This is a genomic window from Methylotuvimicrobium buryatense 5G (genome assembly GCF_000341735.1).
GTDB classification, from domain to species: domain Bacteria; phylum Pseudomonadota; class Gammaproteobacteria; order Methylococcales; family Methylomonadaceae; genus Methylotuvimicrobium; species Methylotuvimicrobium buryatense.
This window is the reverse complement of record NZ_KB455575.1, coordinates 2951558-2972094: the sequence shown is the minus strand read 5'-3', so window position 1 is coordinate 2972094 and position 20537 is coordinate 2951558. Positions and strand designations below refer to the sequence as shown.

The 20537-nt window shown below is 47.9% G+C and carries 16 protein-coding genes, 2 pseudogenes and 1 riboswitch; of the genes and pseudogenes, 12 read left to right on the top strand and 6 right to left on the bottom strand.

Annotated features, from left to right (window positions below; genetic code table 11):
- Positions 1 to 39 precede the first annotated feature (39 nt).
- The 3 genes from METBU_RS0113320 (at position 40) to rdgB (ending at position 2325) form a co-directional block, all read left to right on the top strand.
- The gene (locus METBU_RS0113320) at positions 40 to 939 is read left to right on the top strand and encodes a serine/threonine protein kinase (RefSeq protein WP_017841102.1); all 900 of its coding nucleotides are present in this window, start codon (positions 40 to 42) and stop codon (positions 937 to 939) included.
- A 72-nt stretch (positions 940 to 1011) separates the two neighbouring features.
- Positions 1012 to 1731, top strand: a complete 720-nt coding sequence (rph, locus tag METBU_RS0113315) for a ribonuclease PH (RefSeq protein WP_026130216.1) — start codon at positions 1012 to 1014, stop codon at positions 1729 to 1731.
- A complete protein-coding gene (gene rdgB / locus METBU_RS0113310) occupies positions 1732 to 2325 on the top strand; it encodes an RdgB/HAM1 family non-canonical purine NTP pyrophosphatase (protein ID WP_017841100.1) in 594 nt (197 codons plus the stop codon).
- A 293-nt stretch (positions 2326 to 2618) separates the two neighbouring features.
- Here the strand turns inward: rdgB and METBU_RS0113305 are convergent, their stop codons facing one another.
- Positions 2619 to 3923, bottom strand: coding sequence for a hypothetical protein (locus tag METBU_RS0113305; RefSeq protein ID WP_017841099.1), 1305 nt, complete (start codon positions 3921 to 3923; stop codon positions 2619 to 2621).
- A gap of 385 nt (positions 3924 to 4308) precedes the next feature.
- Between METBU_RS0113305 and METBU_RS0113300 the strand changes: the two genes are divergently transcribed.
- The 4 genes from METBU_RS0113300 (at position 4309) to METBU_RS0113285 (ending at position 9889) form a co-directional block, all read left to right on the top strand.
- Positions 4309 to 5088: a pentapeptide repeat-containing protein gene (locus tag METBU_RS0113300; RefSeq protein WP_040575679.1), complete on the top strand. Its 780-nt coding sequence runs from the start codon at positions 4309 to 4311 to the stop codon at positions 5086 to 5088.
- A gap of 65 nt (positions 5089 to 5153) precedes the next feature.
- Complete coding sequence (gene hemH, locus METBU_RS0113295; protein WP_017841097.1) at positions 5154 to 6233, top strand: ferrochelatase; 1080 nt, start codon at positions 5154 to 5156, stop codon at positions 6231 to 6233.
- A 450-nt stretch (positions 6234 to 6683) separates the two neighbouring features.
- Positions 6684 to 8882 (top strand): TonB-dependent receptor family protein, encoded by a 2199-nt coding sequence (locus tag METBU_RS0113290; protein WP_235726409.1) that lies wholly within the window; start codon positions 6684 to 6686, stop codon positions 8880 to 8882.
- Between the two features lie 518 nt (positions 8883 to 9400).
- Positions 9401 to 9889, top strand: a complete 489-nt coding sequence (locus METBU_RS0113285) for a PepSY domain-containing protein (RefSeq protein WP_017841095.1) — start codon at positions 9401 to 9403, stop codon at positions 9887 to 9889.
- Positions 9890 to 10092: 203 nt separating this feature from the next.
- On the opposite strand, the gene METBU_RS28140 is transcribed toward METBU_RS0113285, so the two are convergent.
- Together METBU_RS28140 and METBU_RS0113275 are read right to left on the bottom strand one after the other, a co-directional pair.
- Positions 10093 to 10248 carry a hypothetical protein gene (locus METBU_RS28140; protein ID WP_017841094.1) on the bottom strand — a complete coding sequence of 52 codons (156 nt, stop codon included), beginning with the start codon at positions 10246 to 10248 and terminating at the stop codon, positions 10093 to 10095.
- Positions 10249 to 10621: 373 nt separating this feature from the next.
- On the bottom strand, positions 10622 to 11992 hold the full coding sequence (locus METBU_RS0113275; RefSeq protein WP_017841093.1) for a cation:proton antiporter: 1371 nt from the start codon (positions 11990 to 11992) through the stop codon (positions 10622 to 10624).
- 1006 nt (positions 11993 to 12998) lie between these two features.
- Between METBU_RS0113275 and METBU_RS0113270 the strand changes: the two genes are divergently transcribed.
- Entirely contained in the window at positions 12999 to 13817 is an 819-nt protein-coding gene (locus tag METBU_RS0113270; protein ID WP_017841092.1) for an MlaA family lipoprotein, read from the top strand.
- A gap of 588 nt (positions 13818 to 14405) precedes the next feature.
- Here METBU_RS0113270 and METBU_RS0113265 read toward each other — a convergent pair.
- Positions 14406 to 15359, bottom strand: coding sequence for a bile acid:sodium symporter family protein (locus METBU_RS0113265; RefSeq protein WP_017841091.1), 954 nt, complete (start codon positions 15357 to 15359; stop codon positions 14406 to 14408).
- 792 nt (positions 15360 to 16151) lie between these two features.
- Positions 16152 to 16237: riboswitch (cyclic di-GMP riboswitch) on the top strand.
- Positions 16238 to 16321: 84 nt separating this feature from the next.
- On the opposite strand from METBU_RS0113265, the gene METBU_RS24115 reads away from it, so the two are divergent.
- On the top strand, positions 16322 to 18157 hold the full coding sequence (locus tag METBU_RS24115; protein WP_017841089.1) for a S8 family serine peptidase: 1836 nt from the start codon (positions 16322 to 16324) through the stop codon (positions 18155 to 18157).
- 112 nt (positions 18158 to 18269) lie between these two features.
- On the opposite strand, the gene METBU_RS24110 is transcribed toward METBU_RS24115, so the two are convergent.
- Positions 18270 to 19175: a transposase gene (locus METBU_RS24110; protein WP_083877721.1), complete on the bottom strand. Its 906-nt coding sequence runs from the start codon at positions 19173 to 19175 to the stop codon at positions 18270 to 18272.
- Between the two features lie 193 nt (positions 19176 to 19368).
- On the opposite strand from METBU_RS24110, the gene METBU_RS28135 reads away from it, so the two are divergent.
- A complete protein-coding gene (locus METBU_RS28135) occupies positions 19369 to 19530 on the top strand; it encodes a hypothetical protein (protein ID WP_017841088.1) in 162 nt (53 codons plus the stop codon).
- A gap of 99 nt (positions 19531 to 19629) precedes the next feature.
- Here METBU_RS28135 and METBU_RS28770 read toward each other — a convergent pair.
- A pseudogene (locus tag METBU_RS28770) lies at positions 19630 to 19787 on the bottom strand (ISNCY family transposase); the annotation flags it as partial.
- A gap of 258 nt (positions 19788 to 20045) precedes the next feature.
- Between METBU_RS28770 and METBU_RS29030 the strand changes: the two are divergent.
- A pseudogene (locus METBU_RS29030) lies at positions 20046 to 20189 on the top strand (type II toxin-antitoxin system HicA family toxin); the annotation flags it as partial.
- Positions 20167 to 20397 (top strand): type II toxin-antitoxin system HicB family antitoxin, encoded by a 231-nt coding sequence (locus METBU_RS0113245; RefSeq protein WP_017841087.1) that lies wholly within the window; start codon positions 20167 to 20169, stop codon positions 20395 to 20397. The pseudogene METBU_RS29030 and the gene METBU_RS0113245, both read left to right, overlap by 23 nt.
- Positions 20398 to 20537 lie beyond the last annotated feature (140 nt).

Genomic DNA, 20537 nt, shown 5'->3' with positions numbered 1-20537 from the left:
GCCGTGTTTTTACACGAATTAACCCAATGACGCGACTCAGTGGCTGAATACTACGATCCGGATAACTATCCTAAGCAATGGAATTATCTCCAATCCGGCACCATTATAGACGACTATATGATCGAGCGGGAATTGGCGCGCGGCGGCTTTAGTTCCGTTTACTTGGCCCGCCGGCGATTGGATCAGGTTCAATTCGCGATCAAGGAGTATCTGCCTAGAAAACTAGCTCATAGAACCTGGAATAATCAAGTCGTGGCTAACAGCGAGGAAACCAAAGCTTTGTTTAAGCGAGGTAGGGCGCTATTTTTCGAAGAAGCGATGGTATTGGCGAAGTTAAAACACCCGAATATTGTTGAAGTCATCAATTTTTTTCAAGAAAATTCGACAGTGTATATGGTGATGACTTACGACTACGGGCTTACCTTGGAAAAAATCCTGCAAAAAAGATTGCTGGATATTAGCGAGGAGTTTTTAGTGCAAGTTTTCGTTGCACTCTTAGATGGCGTTGGGTTTATTCATCAGCATAATCTCGTGCATTTGGATATTAAGCCGGCCAATATTTTAATTCGGCCCGGAAACGATCCTGTATTACTGGATTTCGGCGCGATTCAAACTTTTCCTAATCCGGCTCGGCACAAACAAAGCAAGGTATTGACTAACGGGTTTTCTCCAGTCGAGCAATATTTAAGCAATAAACCGCTCGGGCCTTGGACCGATCTGTATGCGATCGGCGCGAGCATGCGGGCTTGCCTCGACTATAAGTCGCCGCCTCAAGCAACTGAGCGCGCTCAGAATGACTCGCTGACTCCTGCCGTGAAGGCGCACAAAAAAAAATATTCCAAAAAACTGTTGGCGGCTATCGATTGGGCGATGGCGGTTAAGCCGTCCGATCGTCCGCAATCGGTGGCCGATTATCTAAAAGAGCTGACCGCGAGTTGAATGCTCAAAAGCCCTCTTTAAAGTGGATGCTTTCGGTTATACTGTTTCGCTATTTAAATCATGAGTAACACTATGAGACCAAGCGGACGCAACCCTGAGCAATTGAGAGAGATTAAGTTTACCTGTGGATACACCAAGCATGCGGAAGGTTCCGTGCTGGTAGAGTTTGGCGACACGCGTGTATTATGCACGGCCAGTGTCGAGACTAACGTGCCGCGATTTCTCAAGGGTAAGGGCGAAGGCTGGATTACCGCCGAATACGGCATGTTGCCCCGATCCACGCACGACCGAATGGGGCGCGAAGCGAGTCGCGGCAAACAAGGCGGACGTACTCAGGAAATTCAACGTTTGATCGGGCGCTCGCTGAGAGCCGCGGTCGATATGAAGGCGCTGGGTGAAAACACCATCACGATCGACTGCGATGTGCTGCAAGCCGATGGCGGAACGCGAACGGCATCGATCACCGGCGGCTTTGTTGCCTTGTCGTTGGCGGTACAAAAAATGCTCGCTAAAAAACAAATCAAGAAAAACCCGCTGCACGGTCAAGTCGCATCGGTTTCAGTCGGGATTTTCAAAGGCGTGCCGGTTTTGGACTTGGATTATGCCGAAGACAGCAATGCCGAAACCGACATGAATGTCGTCATGAATGACGCTTCGGCATTCATTGAAGTGCAAGGTACTGCAGAAGGTCACGCGTTTCGTAAGGACGAGCTCGATGCGATGCTGAGCCTGGCCGAGCATGGCATCAAACAATTGCTGGAAAAACAAGCCAAAGCCCTGGAAAACTTTTAAATGTTATCGAATCCATCCCAACCGATCGTTCTGGCCAGCGGTAATCCCGGTAAGATCCGGGAAATTCAGGCGATTTTGGCCGGCCATCCGATTGTGCCGCAGTCGCAATTTCAAATCGCGGAAGCCGATGAAACCGGCAAGACCTTCGTCGAAAACGCGCTCTTGAAAGCTCGTAATGCGGCATTCCATTCGGGATTGCCTGCAATCGCCGACGATTCCGGGTTGGCGGTGGATTATTTGCACGGCGCTCCGGGAGTGATCTCGGCGCGTTATGCGGGTTCGGATGCCAACGATCAAGATAATGTCGATAAGTTGTTGAAGGAATTGGCCGGCGTGCCGTTTGAACAGCGAACCGCGCGCTTCATCTGCGTGATCGTGTTCATCGAGCATGCCGAAGATCCCTGTCCCGTCATCGCGCAAGGGATTTGGGAAGGCCGTATCTTGGATGAGCCGGTCGGAGACAACGGTTTCGGTTACGATCCTGTATTTTGGGTACCCGAGTACGAATGCGCTTCGGCGCAGTTAGCGTCTGAAGTCAAAAATGCGATCAGTCATCGAGGCAAGGCGCTAAGCATTTTGGCATCGGCTCTTTAAAGTCGGCTTCCCACTTAAGGCGGGACAAAAGCACTAAGAATTATACCCATCGTAGATCAAAATTCGGCACCGGGGTGCCCGTCAAAGGACGCCGTGAATACGTCCATGTAGGCTCTATGCCAGCATCCATGCTGGCAAAGCCTTTGCCGAGCACCCCGGCGCCTCCTTAAGCATCGCCGAAATTTGAAGTGCGAAAGGTATAACCGTTCGCCCTGAGCGCAGCCGAAGGGCTCGCCACGAACGGATTGACCTTAAACTGTTCCGCGTTAAGTGAGTAGCCTTAAAGTCGAGCGCTATCCGCCCGGATCGACGACGGCAACCTGCGCGAATCCTCCGCCGGGTGTACGGAAGTTAGTCGTTTGGCCTTGATACAATCTTGCGCTGACTAACTGCACTTGACCGTTGTAAACATAATTACGCAAATCCAATTTAAAACCCATCACCGTGTCGTCGACTTCCAAGTGCCTTTCGCTTGGCGCTACCCATTGTTGCGCGACATAATCGCCTTGTAGGATTTCTCCGAATACTCGCCGAGTGAGTTTATCGCCGCGATAAGCAGCCTTACTGCCGTAACCTTTGGCCGGTTTGAAAAATAAACGTTTTCGGTCGGACCAAAGTTTTTCCGCGTCTTGTTCTCGCACAACGACGGTTTGCGCAATTCCGGACAGCAAAATCTCGCGAGTGGCAGCATCCACGCCGATTTCTTCTAAAGCCGCTGTGTCGGTTAACACGGCCAAATTGCGTTTATCGGCATATAATGCGTGATTTCTGGGATAAGGCGTCACGACTACGGCATTGTCTAAATAGGCATTGCGCAAAGCTTGCGAGGCAATTTCTTCCAAACTGAAATCGGTCAGACGGTTATAAACGAGGTCGATGTGAAGCTCTCGACATAACAGCTTGCCGTTGCTGAAGGTCAACTCCGACGGATCGCAAATGACCGCTTCGATACCGTGCCGCTCGAAGAGTTTTTCGAATAGTAAAAACTCCGGATACATATATTGCTCGGCCGGTTGCTCATCGACGATGGCAACCGTTTTTAATGTCTGCTCGCCCCGCTCCTGCCGCCATTCTTCGAGGAACATATCGATGAAAACTTGTTCAAGCGATTGTTGTATTTCAACCCCGGGCAATTGACCCGGACGCCTGTCGCCTGCCTGATCGCAACAAGCGATTTGGGCGCGTGCCAGGATCGCATTGACCAGGGCGCCGCCGGCATTCGTATTGATTTCGATTAATTGCGGCCCGCTGGGCCCAATATGAAAATCGTAACCCAAAAAAACGCCTCGGGCTTTCGGCGTAAAAAGGGCGGTTTCAGGCGCATAAGCCAATACCCGCTGTTGATAAGCCGGTAAATCGATCACTTTTTCCAATGCCGCGATAATCTCCCATTGCCGCCGTAAGCAGGGCTCATCGACAAACACGGCCGATTCCGCGAATAAATGTGGCCGCTCCTCGGTGAGCATGCGGAATAGATTGAGGTCGTTAAGAGCCAGCAATTCATCCCGCAAAGCATGACGGTCGAGCGACACGCAGCGGCATTCGCTATTTAGTAATTCGACTTTTTTGGCGCATGCCGGATCGTTACAAGAAGTCATGAGTGCGTTTTGAGACAAATGCAGGGAGAGTAGAAAAGGAGATTATACTCATCGTAAATCAAAAATCGGCACCGGGGTGCCCGTCAAAGGACGCCCTGAATACGTCCATGTAGGATCTATGCCAGATCCATGCTGGCATAGCCTTTGCTTGCGCCATGGATGGCGTGAATGTCGATTTTGCAGGAGCAAAAATCGACCTAGCACCCCGGCGCCTCTTTAGGCACTGCCGAAATTTGAAGTTCTAAAGGTGTAGTTTAACTCAGAAATATCGGAACGTCAGAAACAAAGCATTTCGTTTGTAATGGGCGCTTTAGAAAACGGAACATGCCCTTGCTCAGAGTATATAATGCGTTTTGATCAAGCCAACGCATTAGGAGATGATACGATGAAAATACCTACCCTATTTACCTCGTTGTTTTTATTGGCACTCAATACTTCCTCGACGCTAGCGGCCGATCTCGACCGTGCGCAAATCGAACAATTGCTAAGCACGGCCACAAAAGAGAAACCGGCCGATTTGCGCCGGAAGGACTTACGCGGAGTCGATTTATCCGGCTTGGATTTTCGCCATGCCGATTTATGGGGTGCCGATTTGAGAAAGGCCGACTTTAGCAATAGTAATTTGTCCGGTTTGGTATTGGATTTGACCGTGATGACCGGCATCAATCTATCCGGCGCCGATCTTTCGAATAGCAGCGTGTTCGGCGTCAGTTTAGTCAAGGCCAATTTGAGCAAGGCTAATCTAAGAGGCAGCCGTTTCATTGCCGTGATGGACGGCGCAAATTTAAAAGGGGCCGATCTGAGAGAAGCCAATTGGGGCGCGGATATGAAAAATCAGCCGATGGGTTTGATGAGAGCCAATTTGAAGGGCGCCGATTTGACCGATGCCAATTTAGCCGGCGCCAATTTGAGTCGGGCAATGTTGCGTTTGGCCAAATTGAAGGGAGCCAATCTGCAAAACGCTAATTTAATGGTCGCCGACATGGCCGGTGCAGACCTCACCGGCGCCGATTTGTCGGGTGCCGATTTGTCCGAAGCCAAACTGCTGGATACCGATTTTTCACAAGCCAACCTTGCCGGCACGAAATTTCATGGCATTAAAGATAAAGCGGAACTTAAAGGTTTAGAAAAGAGTAAAAATTTAGATCAAGCGCTGTTCGATTGATTCTGCTTTGTCAATAAGGCTGAGTTAACAAACTTCAATAAAACAATATTCCAAAGCGAAAAAGTATGAAATTTAAAGGCAGTCCCGAATTTACGCATAAACAAAACGATAAAGTCGGTGTTTTGATTACCAATCTCGGTACGCCGAAAGCGCCGACCGCGAAGGAGTTGCGCGTTTATCTTAAGGAGTTCTTGTCCGACCCTCGGGTCGTCGAGGTTCCCCGGTTCATCTGGTGGTTCGTCTTGAACTTTATCATTCTGCGAATTCGGCCCAGGCGTTCGGCAAAATCCTATAAGTCGGTATGGACCGACAAAGGATCGCCCTTGATGTTTCACACCCGACATCAAGCCGAAGCCTTGCAAAAAAATCTACAGACGGATTGGGGGGGCGATCTGGTGCTCGATTTCGCGATGCGCTATGGGACTCCGTCGATCGCATCGGTATTGGATAAACTATTGCAACAAGGCGTCCGAAAATTATTGGTGCTACCGCTATATCCCCAATATTCTGCATCGACGACCGCCTCGACTTTCGACGCCTTGGCGGATCAATTCAAAAAGCGCCGTTGGTTGCCGGAATTGCGCTTCATCAATCACTATCACGATTTCGACCCATTCATTCAAGCCGCGGCCGATCATATCCGGCATCATTGGCATGCACATGGCCGTACCGATAAATTGATTTTTTCTTATCACGGCATTCCGCTGCGCTATCTACATAACGGCGATCCGTATCACTGCGAATGCTACAAAACGTCTCGATTGATCGCCGAAGCGCTAGAACTGGCTCCGGACGAATACATGACAACGTTTCAGTCTCGTTTCGGCCGGGAGGAATGGCTTAAACCTTATACCGACGAGACGCTGAAGGCTCTGCCGGGACAAGGCTGTAAGTCGGTTCAAATTTTCTGTCCGGGCTTTGCCGCCGATTGTCTCGAAACGATCGAAGAAATCGGCGTCGAAAATCGGGCGTATTTTTTGAGCAGCGGTGGCGATCATTACGAATACATTGATGCGCTTAATGCCGAGCCAGGGCATATCGACGCGCTGGGTCAATTGATTCGGCAACACCTTCAAGGCTGGGAAATCGAACACGATACAGAGAAGCGCGATCGTTTGGCGAAAGCGTTGGGGGCGAAGGTTTAGGGTTTAGTTAGCGGTTAATGGTAAGCAGTGAGCAGTAAGCACATGTTCACTGCCATTAAGTTAACGGAAACCCGTCATTCCGCCATGGACTGGCGGAATCCAGTGCCATGGATGGCAAGCTTTTGAGCTACATTAGAGCCTGAATGCAAACATTCCTTATTTCTATGATGGCTTAACTTGATGGCTGTGAAGTAGAAAATAGTGCTAGACAAGCGTATAACATGCCTCACAATCCAGCTAACCGCTAACCGCTAACCGCTAACCGCTAACCGCTAACCGCTAACCGCTAACCGCTAACCGCTAACCGCTAACCGCTAACCGCTAACCGCTAACCGCTCACTGCACAAAAGTTCCCCAACAAAAAAATTCAGGAGTTTTTCCTATAGGTAAAAGGGATAACGCTCACTAAAATGGCCGCTTTCAAAAAAGTGGCTTATGAGTGGTAGCGCAATGTCTTTAACTTCTATAATAAAAATCGAATCTAATCAGAATGCGACGGGTAGCGGGCAAGGCCAAATAGCGCCGTTCCGCATGTGCTTAATGACGGTAGCCGTGTTGGCCGCCGTGAATGCTAATGCGGCTAAAGTAGATGATCGTCCACCGGCCGTAAAACTGCCTCCTCTGGAAATTATCGGTGAAGAACCTTCGCAATTAGAGCATATTCCTGGCTCCGGCTTCGTCATCGATAAAACGACACTCGATCGGCAAGGTCCATTGTCGACGAAGGATGCATTGCGCACCATTCCGGGTATTCACATCGTTGACGAGGACGTGTTGGGACGGCGTTTTAATTTAGGCATACGAGGATTGGATCCAAGGCGATCGGTTCGCACGCAATTACTGGAAGATGGTGCGCCGATACAATTGGCGCCTTATAGCGATCCCAGTAATCACTACATCCCAACCAATAAACGTATTGATCGTATCGAAGTCTTGAAAGGTTCCGGACAAATCATGTACGGGCCGCAAACTGTCGGCGGCGCGGTCAATTTTGTTAGTGCGCCGATTCCTGAGGAGTTTGGCGGATCGATTTCGGCGGCCGGCGGCAATAACGGCTATTACGATACTCACTTAAGATTGGGCGGCACGCTCGATAATGTCGGCCTGTCTTTGGATTACATTCGGCAGGAATCGGACGGCAACCGCAGTGGCCAACATCAAGAAGTGGATGATTTGGCGCTCAAAGCCTTGATTAAAATCGATGACCGTCAACGTCTGATGCTAAAAGGGATATTGACTCATGAAGATGCGGATATGGGCGAGGCCGGCCTAACCAGCGAAATGTACCGACGCAACCAGCGCACCAATCCGTTACGGAACGATAGTTTCGAAGTGCGCCGTTATGCAGGGCAAGCGCTCTATGAATTCGATATTTCCGATACGATGCAATTCAGCACCAATATCTACGGAAATCATATGTTCCGGGAGTCGATTCGGCAGGCTAACGATTCCTCGCAAATGAATAACTGTGCTAATCGACGCGAACCGATCTCCGCCGATGTGGCGCCGACCTGCGGGAATGAACAGCGGCCCAGGACCTACAATGTGTTTGGCATAGAACCCAAGCTGGTGTTCATGCATGACGCATTCGGCCTACAGAGCGAAACCACGCTGGGTATACGCGGGCATTTTGAATGGGCCGACCGCGAACGTTATGTCGGTAATGCCGGGCCGAGAGATACCACTCAAGGCAGGGAAAACAACAATCACGGACGAAATCGTTACCAAGACAATTCATTAGAAACCCAAGCGCTATCATTTTTCGCACAAAATCGCTTCTTTCTCGGCGACTTTACCGTAACGCCGGGGGTTCGTGTCGAGCATTATTATCAAGACAATATCAACAATATCGACGGAGCCACGGAAAGTTTAGTTAGGACGGAAGCCCTTCCTGGCGTTGGCGTGACCTATAATGGCATAGATAACACCACGCTATTTGCCGGGGTTCATCGAGGTTTCGCGCCAGGCAGAATCGGTGATTTCGTCGATCCGACGAAAAATATCCTTAGCCAAGTAGAGCCCGAATTAAGTTTGAATTACGAAGCCGGTGTTCGAACCTCGCCTACACCGGGTGTTAATCTGGAAATGACCTATTTCCGAATCGATTTTGAAAATCAAATTGTGGAAGACATAACGGTCGAAGATACTCGATTTGTCAATGTCGGCGAAACTGTACACCAAGGGGTGGAAACCGGTTTTCGTTTGGATTCCAATCAATTATTTGGTACCGATTATAATTATTATTTAACAACGTCTTACACCTATCTCGATGCATATTTTGCCAGTAACGAAGCCAGGGCGGGGATCGTTAGAGATAATCGTTTACCTTATGCACCGGAGCATTTAATCAACGCCAATGTCGGTGTCGAAACGCCTTGGGGTCTAGATATACGTTTTGGTATTCAAAGCGTTAGTCAGCAATATGTCGACATTGAAAATACCCGAGAAGAGAATGCGAACGGACAAGAAGGCATTATTCCCGGTTATACGGTTTTCAATGTCTCGGCAAATTATCAAGTTGTCAAAAACGTCAATGTATTTATGAACGGCTATAATCTGAGCGACAAAAAATTTATAGCCAGCCGTGTAGATGGTATTCACCCGGGCCAGGGGTTTCAAATGATGGGCGGTGTGAAGTGGACTTTCTAACGGTGATTTTTTAAAGTTGCGACAGCTAAGATTGACTGTGTAAGATAAAGACGGCCGATAAGGCCGCCTAACTAATGCCGAAAACACAATGACTTTGTCATTGTTCCCACGCTCCGTGCCGTCACTGTCATTAAGTTAACGGAAACTTTTAATTTCGCTACTTCCCAAGCCCTAACTTGGGAAGTAAAAGCCGGAAGCACTGGCTTCCCGAAACCTACTGGAGCGATTGGGCTTTTCTTCGCTGTAATTGCTGCAAGCGAAAGAATATTAGCTTCTTTTTCACTGGTATCGCGAAGCTAGAGCTTCACGTATTGGTTTCCCAAGCAGGAGCTTGGGAAACAGCAGAAAGGCCATTGTTGCTTGAGCGTTAGCGGCTTCGATAGCCAGGTAGGTATGCATCGCGTACCTTTTTTGAGGCTTGGGGTATAGCGGAAAGCCTAGACTATGCTATCAGGTACGTACCCTCTACGGTTGATGCCCCTTCAACTTTTTATGTTAATTAATGAGGTCTATCTATCATGAACCATAATTATAAAATTATTTGTTTGAGTGCCTTGCTGGGTTTATTCGGCACAGCAGCCGTTGCACAAGACAATACGGGCTTCGACGCCTGTCGGAAAGCTGTCGGCGAAGTAACGCAAGACCCGATTGTCAAAATGAAGTTTAAAAACAAAAAAGGCGTCGAGTATTACAAGATCAAGGCAAAATCGGCTGACGGCGCTAAGTGGGAGTTTAAATGCGATAAAACCGGCAATATTTTCGAAAAAGAACAAGAATTGTCGAGCGCCGATCATCCGGCTTTTGCGGCCTTGAAGAAAATCGACGAAGCGCAGGCCCGAAAAATAGCGCTAGAAGCCTATCCGGGCACGATCAGCGAAGTGGAATATGAAATCAATACCGACGGTTTTGCGGTCTATGAATTCGAAATAAAAATGGCGGATGGACGCGAAATGGAAGTCGAAGTCGACGCAGGAACCGGTAAAATCATCAAGGCCGAGGATGATTGATTTTTATAGATAGCACCAGCGCGCCGGGCGGTCAATTAACCTAAAAAGAGCAGTTGGCATGTGTTGTAGACCGTTCGTGCTGAGCCAAGTCGAAGCATGAAGGGTCTACAACACTTTCACCGGCTTGGTGAAGCCTCAAACTACCGTTCACCCTTCGACAAGGCTCAGCCGAAGGGCTCAGGGCGAACGGTAGTTTGAGGCGCTCAGTTGTTCTTTTTAGGATTAAAAGCAATATCGCGCAGGGGCGCGGAGAATTTATAAAACGACTCATACAACGTGGCTTTCAATGGGTGACAGCCACATTCAGCAGCTTGTTGCACAAGTCCTATGCCCGACTTTCCCGAGAGCTCGGACATCATGACTTCTCTCGTAGTAAACGAGACACCCGCATTCCTGCATCATTGCTATCCTGCTCTTTTAATTTCCGCGACCCTGCACTGCCTTAAGTTAACGGAAACCCGTCATTCCGCCATGGACTGGCGGAATCCAGTGCCATGGATGGCAAGCTTTTGAGGTACATTAGAGCCTGATGCAAGCATTACTTATTTCTGTGATGGCTTAACTTAATGGCAGTGGCGCCTAGGCTGTCGAAATTTACCGATTTTCAGATCAGCAAAAATGACTGTTTTATGGATTTTGAGAAAATAACTGGCGCTTTATAACTTATGATCATCAACAATTTCCAAGATATTTTGCTTTTTTTTCGACAGCCTACCCTGCGCCTCTGTGCCATCAATTACTATCAACGTGTTTTTTCAGTAAATAAGACAACAAGGGCGGCGTCATCAGTGTGGTGATGATTACCATCAGCACGATCACCGAAAAGACTTCGGCAGGTAAGATGCCGGCGGTGTGGCCGGCCATAGCAAACACTAATCCAACCTCGCCGCGCGGTACCATGCCTATGCCGACGACCATTTTTTTAGCGGAGCCCGCACCCAAACCCGCAACCAGTTTACCGACGACCGCTACCACGGTCAGAATTAATGCGGTCAATAAAGTTTGCGTGTCGAATAAAGTATCGAGTTTTACACTCATACCGGTCAACACGAAGAAAATCGGCGTAAAAAAGTGATATAGCGGGTTCATTAAATCCTCGACATGCTTTTCGGCATGCATGTCGACGACTTTCATGACATTGTCTCTAATTTCTCCCGTTTCGTGTTGCACGCAAGCTTTTAAGTCGGTGACGATTTCAGGGTCATGGAAAAAACGAAAATGTACTTGATCGAGCACCAAGCCTGCTGCAAATGCCCCGATAATTGGTGAAAGTCCTGCAACATGCGCGAAATAAGCGAAACATAAGCAGAAAGTGACTGCTAAGCCGAATTTCATACCGACGCCGGAACTGATTTTGGACAATGCATGTCCGATCGGAGATGCCGTATAGTGACCGAGAATCACAGCGCCGAATAAAAACAAGAAGGATTCGCCGAAAATGCCGGCGATTTCTCCCGAGCTGATGCTGCCGACCGTACCGATCGCCATGACGATCGAAAATGCGATCAATGCAAGGACATCGTCGAATACCGCAGCGCCCAAAATAATTTTGGCCTCCTGAGAGTCGAGCATCTTCATGTCTCGGAAAATACTGGCTGCGATAGCCACTGACGTTGCCGTCAGAGCACCGCCGATCATCAAATAAACATGATGTTCAAGTCCCGGCATCAGCAAAGGTCCCGCGACGAAGGCGCCCAGCACGAACGGGACGACAACACCGATCAACGCCACCAGCAAAGCGCGGGGGCCGACTTTCATCATCTCGCTGATATTGGATTCCAAACCAATTTGAAACAAGAGAATAACCACGCCCAGTTCGGCGAAAAACAAAATGTGCTGATCGAGCTTTACTGCTTCGAAAAATTCGATGCCGATGAGTCCTAGATTGCCGAGCGCAAGGCCTAAAAGCAACTCGCCCAAAATAGCCGGTTGCCCGACTTTTTCGATTAGGCTGCAGGTTTTTGCGCCGATAAGTAAGATAGCGATGAATAAAAAACTGCGGGCATCGATCGGATCGCTGCCGTCTATCGTCGGCGATGCGCCAAAAGCAGGGCCTGCGAGCAGTGCAATAAAGATAAAAGACCAAAGCCATTGTCGATTCATTCGTGTATCTCCTAATTTTGGTGATTTTATTTATACCTTATGTCCATAACACTTTTAGAGTCAAATAATTGAATAAGGTATCTTTTATTTTGCTTTTGTGATTAACGTTGTAACCAAGCTATGTGCACGAGAGGAGTATTGTTAACAAGAGTGAATAGAGCGTGCTAAAAACCGTAAATGTGATTGTGTGAAGTATAAGTTATTCTAAGTTGTCGTTTAGATTATGAATTTAAAACGGCAGCAATTCCCAATTTGGAGATCAAAAAGGGGGTGGGGTATGCTTGGCGAGGATGTCGGCAGCAGGGGCAGATTTTTGCTCCTGCAAAATCTGCATTCACACCATCCTTGGCGCTTAGCTGCCGCCAAGCCCCCATGGATGGGTTTACGGCGCTCCTCGACAGGCATACCCCACACCCTAAAATCGGCGAAACTGCTCAAACTGGGAATTACTGTTAAAACGGGGTGAATAATGACCTTTGTTAAATTGAAAGCTCATAGTAAGTTCAGTCTGCTATGCTAGTGCTCATCGATTTGGGATTGACTCTTTATTTGATCGAAAAAGTTAGTATACCCTTTGCTGGTCAAATTTCGGCGCCGGGGGGTCCGTCAAAAGACGCGGTGAATACGTCAATGTAGGCTCTGTGACAGCATCCCTGCTGTCAAAGCCTTTGCCGAACACCCCGGCGCCTCCATGCGTCAATGCCGAAATTTGAAGTGCGATGGGTATAAATTTTTCGAATATAAAGTGAGTAATGGTTTTTGCCGAATCATTTCAGGCGCGAAACGGCACTGAATATTGATTGCGTAACGCTATATTCGATGATTAACGCCGCAGCCTTTCGGGTCTTGATTAACATTGTTTACTGGACAATCCGGGGGGGTACAGCAGGATTTATTCTTTTTTATCGTCAGCAGTTGGCAGAATCAGCAATAAGAACTCATAACAATTAGGAATTACTGCTAAAATGACGCCGATTTATTTAATGAATAACTAAATAAGAAGACTATGCGCCTTAAACTACTTGCCTCCGGGCCTCATACTTTTACAACAGCAGGCTTGTTATGTACGGTCCTGTTGAGCGGCTGTGCTGCGACTCCCGCCAACCCGGACGATCCATGGGAGGGTTGGAATCGTAGCGTACATTCGTTTAATGAAGATCTCGATCATTACATCATGAAGCCAATCGCCAAGGGCTATGAGTACGTGACGCCTGAGCCGGTCAGTCAAGGGATCACCAATTTCTTTAGCAATATCGACGATATTGGCGTGGTTCTCAACGATATTTTTCAATTGAAATTGGCTCAGGCTGGAAAAGATACCGGACGTTTCTTTCTTAATACTACATTAGGCTTGGGAGGCTTTTTCGACGTAGCAAGCGAAGTCGAATTGCCCAAAAATATTGAAGATTTTGATCAGACCCTCGGTTATTGGGGAGTACCAACCGGTCCATATTTGGTGCTGCCGTTCATCGGCCCCGGTTCTCCGAGAGGTGTAGTCGGTCTGGTTGGCGATGCATTGATGGATCCGTTGACTTATACAATGTTTGCCGGAGCAGCGATTAGCGCAGCGAGTACTGCGGCCAATGCGATAGAGGGTGTCGATAAGCGTGCAGGATTGTTGTCTTCGGAGAAGATTTTAGATGAAGCCGCAGTCGATCGTTACGAGTTCATCAAGACCGCTTATTTCCAACGCCGCGAATACTTGGTTAGGGACGGTGTTATGTCGCCGGACGATCATGATGATTTGTTCGATGATCTGGACGGCTATTTTGACGATGAAGATACCAGTCATCACTTGCAATTGGATAGTCCCGCCGATAAATAGTACGACAGGCTGATTAAAATTACATAAGCAGGCGATTGTTGAGATACATTTTGCAGTCAAATTTCATTGCCTGTATGCCCGCAAAGACCCAGTCCTAAATTACCAAGATTGTTATTCATAGCCAATGGACTATGGAATTTAGGTGTTGGGTTTGCATAACGCCAAAGATGGCGTGTAGTAAAGGGCTCTTAGACGATGATGTTGGGGGCTGCCAAAATAAAGCCAACTTAAGGAAAAACGCGTCATTCCGCCAGGGATTGGCGGAATCCAGGGTCAGGGTGGCAATGCTTAGTTCACACTCATGTAACCTGAATATCGGCAATCCATGCCGATATGACGAATAAAGCAACAAATACACCATAGTAAAGGCACTAATTTGGCGCTTATGGGGAATGCTGCTCGGCAAAGGCTTTGATAGCATGGATGCTACATGGACGTATTTACGGCGTCCTTTGACGGACACCCCGGCACCGAAATTTGACAAGCAAAGGGTATGCCCTAATACGCGCCATCCGTGACGTAATGCATTTTCTGCATTCGCACCATTTTTGTAACTCGGAAATTGCCGAGGAGCAAAAAGCAAATAATTCATTCGGCATTATTCTCATCTATCTTCTTAATTCGTCTTATACGCCACCAGGCCGCCAGTACACTGCCGATAATCGAATGAAAACTTGCCGAAATGGCCGAGGGTATTGGTGCCAGGGCCATTTGTGCAAAGCTGGATTGAGCAAGTACCGCGCCTAAACCGGAGTTTTGCATGCCCACCTCGATTGAAATTGTGCGGGCTGCGTTTTCTTCAAGCCTCATCAAACGCGCCATTGCATAGCCGATTGTAAACCCGCCTAAATGCAACAAAGCAACCGAGCTCAATAACGGTAAAGCAGAATCCTTTATCGTGCCTGCATTTGCACCAATGATGCTTGCGCAAATCAAAGCGATGACGATCACCGAAACGAGCGGTGCGACAGGTGTTACAGCCTGAACCAATCGCGGCGTATAACGATTCAACAACATACCCGACAAAACCGGCAGAATCACCACTTGTAGAGTATTGAAGAATAAGCTCCAAGCATCCACTGGCACATAGGCTCCGGCTAGCCAGTGAGTCAATAGCGGTGTCATGACAACGGCGGCGAATGTAGAGCACATCGTCATCAATACCGATAGCGCGACATCGGCATGAGCAATGTAGCTGACCACGTTAGATGCGGTGCCGCCGGGACAGCATGCCACCAGTATCAGGCCGACCGCCAATTGCGGATCGAGAGAAAATCCATAAGCTATGGCACAACCCAAAAGGGGCATTACGAGAAATTGTGCAACGACACCGATTAAAACCGGTCGAGTCGTGCGCGTTACCCGGCGGAAGTCCTCGAAGCTTAGGGTAATGCCCATGCCGATCATGATAATAGCCAAGCCCCAAACGATCATCGGACCGCTGAACCAAGTAAACCAAGCAGGAAAAAATAATGCTAAGCCGCTACAGGTAATGACCCAAAAAGGAAAAAGATTGGCGAGCAAATTAAGTAAGCGAAGCACGTCGTTTTAAACCGAATAAATGAATGGCGACAAGTATACTTCAAATGGGCGTATTTGCTGTTGATCAAACCAGAGCTTATAAATTGATTATAAAAATTCCGGCATACCATTCTAGCGATGGTGTAGCGCGGGGCGGGTTATTCAATCCGCCCCGAACGTTTCGAATTGATTTGGCCCTGAACGAAACCTTAAGTGCGAGGTTTTAAGCCCATAAGCGCCAGCCTAATGCCTATTCTATGGTGCATTTGCGGCTTTATTCGTCATATCGGCATAGATTGCCGATATCCAGGTTACATGGATGTGAAGCTAGGCATTGCCACCCCTGACATTGGATTCCGCCAATTCATGGCGGAATGACGTGTTTTTTTCTTAAGTTGGCGCCTATGACTGTGAACTCCGTTTACGATAGAGATAACTAGCGAATTTAGGTCAAGCGCTTATCTGAATTAAGGTCAAAATAAGCTTACTTATGTAATCTATTGCTGACAAAAAACCGCCTAAAAAGAAATTTCTTTCTTAGGCGGTTTAATCATACGAACCTTCGGCCATTGCGCGTAATAAAGATGAACGAATGGCCAAAAACTCAAAAGGTTTTTGTGGGCGAGTCGACATGGGCAACGCGAAAAGTGCTTAGCAATTCACTGAAATCGATATTAACAATAACAAGATGATTTCTCTAAATAAATTTTTGCTAAGCAAATCACATCAATTATTTCTGAAATTTATACACTGTAACCCAACCGGAACGAAAAAAGCTTTCAAAGTGCTTTTAGAGGCTTCAGTCAATCGAAAATCATAACAGGGCAAAACCATCGAAAGGTGGTGACGCAAAGTTTCCAGTCTAACGGAGTTACTCCTATGACAGTGGGATTGCTAAATTGGCATAACGCAAAACCTACGCCAATTTATATTCAACTTCAAGGAACTCCTTCGGACCTTTATTAAAATTAAGGAGTGGGGTCATGAACTCTAACAGCCGAAGAAGTCAAAAAAATCAAAACACATTCAAACCAACTCAACTTTCCAAGGCCTTAGCGGCGGTATTGATTGCTGGCGTATTCGGCGGCGCAAGCGGAACAACGTATGCAGCACCCGATAAACCTTGGAAAGAAGGTCAAATTCTGGTCAAACCGAAAGCCGGATTATCGGACATCGAGTTTGACAGAATATTAAAACGAAACAATGGGCAAGGCAAAGGCGCCATCGGTAACTTAAACGTTCACATTGTCAGCGTGCCTGCTCAAGCAGAACAAGCCGTCGTACGGGCGCTTTCCAGAAATCCTCATATTGAGTTTGCCGAACTCGATATGGCGGTCGAATTGAGTTTCGTTACACCTAACGATCCAAGATATGGAAATCAATGGCATTTACCGAAAATTCAAGCGCCCACTTCTTGGAGCTCTTCCAAGGCCGACAATACCGTCATTGCGATTTTAGACACTGGTGTCGATAGTTCGCACTCAGATTTGTCCGGCAAGCTAATTCCGGGCTGGAATTCGGTCGATGGCAGCGGCGATACATCCGATATTAACGGTCATGGTACAGCGGTAGCGGGGGTTGCAGGCGCCGCAACCGATAACGCCAACGGCGTTGCGGGTGTCGCATGGAATGCCCAAATATTGCCGGTAAGAATATCCAATCGTAGCGACGGTGCCGCTTATTTCAGCGATATTGCTCGCGGCTTGAACTGGGCGGCAAATCAAGGTGCCGATGTCGCGAACATCAGTTATGGCGTTTCCAACAGCTCTGCGGTTACCAATGCGGCGCAATACATGCGCAGCAAAAACGGCTTGGTCGTGGTGGCGGCAGGTAACGACGGCATCGATCCTGGCTTTGCCGACAATCCTTATATGATCAGCGTTTCTGCGACTACCAGCTCGGATGCTAAAGCTTCTTGGTCGAATTACGGCGCGTTCATCGATGTTGCGGCGCCGGGCGCATCGATTCAAACCACTTCGCGGGGCGGCGGTTATGGTAATTGGAACGGCACATCGTTCTCATCTCCGGTAACTGCCGGTGTGGTTGCCCTGATTAAAGGCGCGAATCCAACGCTGACGCCCGATGAAGTCGAACAAATCTTGAAAGCTTCTGCCGATAAAATTGCCGGTGATTTTCATCCCTATTACGGTCATGGGCGGGTGAATGCCGCCGTAGGGGTTGAAATGGCGCAAAGCATGGTGAATGTCACTGTCGATAAAGAGGCACCCTCAGTCAATATTTTCTCACCAACAGGGGGAAGTACCGTCAGCGGCTTGGTTGAAGTCGAGGTCAACGCCACCGATAATGTCGGTGTAAGCGAAGTGACGCTGTATGCCAATGGTCTCTATGTCGGTACCGATACGACCGCACCTTACCAATTTAGCTGGGATTCAAGCCAAATCGCAGATGGTTCTGTAACCTTGAGTGCAACCGCGATCGATGCGGCGGGTAATGAAGGGGTTTCAAGCGATGTTAATGTAACGGTCAAAAATGCGATCGAACAAGTCGAAGAGGTTGTTGATGAACCTGTCGAAGAAGTAATTGAAGATATTGCAGCTCCAACCGTAGCTATCAGTAATCCAGCCGACGGCAGCCGAGTAACGAAGGTAGTTAAAATAGACGTTTCAGCCGAAGACGACGTAGCGGTTGCCAATATCCGGTTATTCATTAACGGCAGAATGGTAAGTTCAGTTGATGGCGGTAGTTTATCCCACAATTGGAATACCAATCGAGAAAGCCGAGGTACCTATATCATTGAAGCGATCGCGACCGATACTTCAAATAAAACGGCTAAACATACCATTACAGTTTTCAAATAAGCAAAACTAAAATCTGCAACCAAAAACGCCGGCGTCAGTCGGCGTTTTTTTGGCTGGATTTTTATAAGGTTCTGTATTCAGTAATCCTAGCAGCAATTCCCAATTTAAAACCTTACGTTTTCCTAGGTATTTGATTTTCACCATAGAGCATGAACCGCATCAGATGCTGCCAATTATCAAAAGGCATAAATTGAAGCAAGGTTCGGAATTGTTCGAAGAATGTCCGCCTGGAAGGCGCGTCATTGCGGACGGCACGGTAAGCCTCGTCCAGCCATTCAAGAGCGGTATGGGTGAGAAAAGCCAATAAGTTAAGGGTGGCCAAGAAGTTGGACAACTGCTGCTTCCCGTGGGCAAAGTTATGCTCGAAATGATAGCCATGGTTCTTGAGGACATTGTTGTTTTCGTTCTCTATTTTCCAACGGGCGCGGCCCGCGGCGACCATCTCGATCACATTGTGTTCGTCGAGAGTGTGTGACGTTGTCCAGGCATTGCGGTAGACCGCTTCTTGTTTGGCATTGAGGGTCGTCACTTCGCACCAATTGACCATTAACGCATCGTCGCTGTTGCGGAGTGGAACTTGGACTTGGACTTGGTTGAAATACCGATAGCGTTCGGTCATTCGTTGTTTACCGTTCCAACGGCTTTTCTCGAGCGTTTGAATCTCACCGGTTCGGGTAAAATCGTCGAGCCATTCGTACAATAGCTCATGGGAATCGGGCTTGCAGACGAACAGAAAATCCATGTGCTGCGCACGCACGGCCTCACAAAACGACTGGTGACAATATAAATCGTCACCCAGCACAGTGATGCCGCGCGGCGCGTAATGAGCCCCCAATTCGTCAGCCAACGCTTGGCCGCCGCCAGTTCGCAATCCTGTTTGTCCACGCCGTCTTGGACGCGAACAAATTCCGGCGGCAAAGGTACTACCTGACTTTGTCCGGGAGCCACAATGACCGGTGTCACCCGCGTGTGACGGTATAAGATCTGACCGTTTTTCAGCGTTTGTTGGGTACAGCATGGACAGGAAATTTTTTCCGAACTGAAGGAATCGGTGCCGTCCAGCGCTACCAATAGGGTACCGCCAACACTCACGAACGGCTTCAGGCAACCTTGTGTGTACAATCTGTCACCTACTTCGGCCAACACCGGATAGAGTGTTTCCGATGCAATGGGATCCAGCAAGTTGCCGATTTGCTGGTCGAAGGAATTTGATGAACACCAAAAATCGATTGTGCGTTATACCTTTCGCACTTCAAAATTCGGCAGTGCCCGAGGAGGCGCCTGGGTGTCCGGTCGATATTCGCTCCTGCAAAATCGACATTCACGCCATCCATGGCGTTCATAAAGGCTTTGCCAGCATGGAGCTGGCATAGAGACTACATGGACGTATTCACGGTGTCCTTTAGCGGACACCCTGGCGCCGAATTTTGATCTAAGACGGGTATATTTCGATTGTGGAGTTTTTCTATCCGTTGCTGATAATCCAGAAAAGACGGGCTTTGCGTGAAGAACACCGAGAAGGCGTCAGAACGGCATCTTCTATCCTGTATTTCCGATTGTTGCCGGGTTTACGGGAGTCCGGTAAGTCTTCGAAGGTGCGACGTATCAAGTCAATTATTTCCAAGTCCATTTGTATCTACCGATGGCTTTATTAATGTTGCGATTGATTAGTTTTAAGTGCCCCTTATTTAATCAGGGTTTTAAATTGGGAATTGCTGACTTTTTACCTTTTTATGTAACGTTTCGCCCTGTTTCACAAACGGTTTGGCAAGAATGCTATAATTTCGGGCAATGAAGCCAGGGAATAATTTACCGGATGAAAGTTTCTGATATTCTCCTCAAACTACAAAAGGATGGGTGGTATTTATAGGCAACATGCGGAAGCCACCGTCAATTTAAACACCCGAATAAACCCGGACGAGTGACAGTTCCAGGTAAGCCGGGTGATGATTTAGCTCCTGGAACATTGAACAGTATTTTTAAACAAGCCGGTTGGAGGTGGGTATTCTATGAAATATGCCGTCGTTATTGAAAAAGCCGAATCGAATTTCTCTGCTTTTGTTCTTGATCTTCCTGGTTGTGTCGCTACAGGATCTAGCATTCAGGAAGTTGAAGAGCAAATTCGGGAAGCTATCGAATTTCATATAGAAGGAACGCTTCAAGATGGCGACGCAATCCCTCTGCCAAGCAGAACTATTGCTGAACGGGTTTTACTCGTTCCCACTCTCCTGATGCTGTGAATGTATTCAATACTGCGAAATAACCATGAAGAGCATGAAGTAACATGAAGAATTAGGCTGTTGATTTTATATTCTTTTTCTTCATTGCCTTCATGTTCTTCATGGTGAATAAATTTTTTTATGATGTATTCGCCAATGCT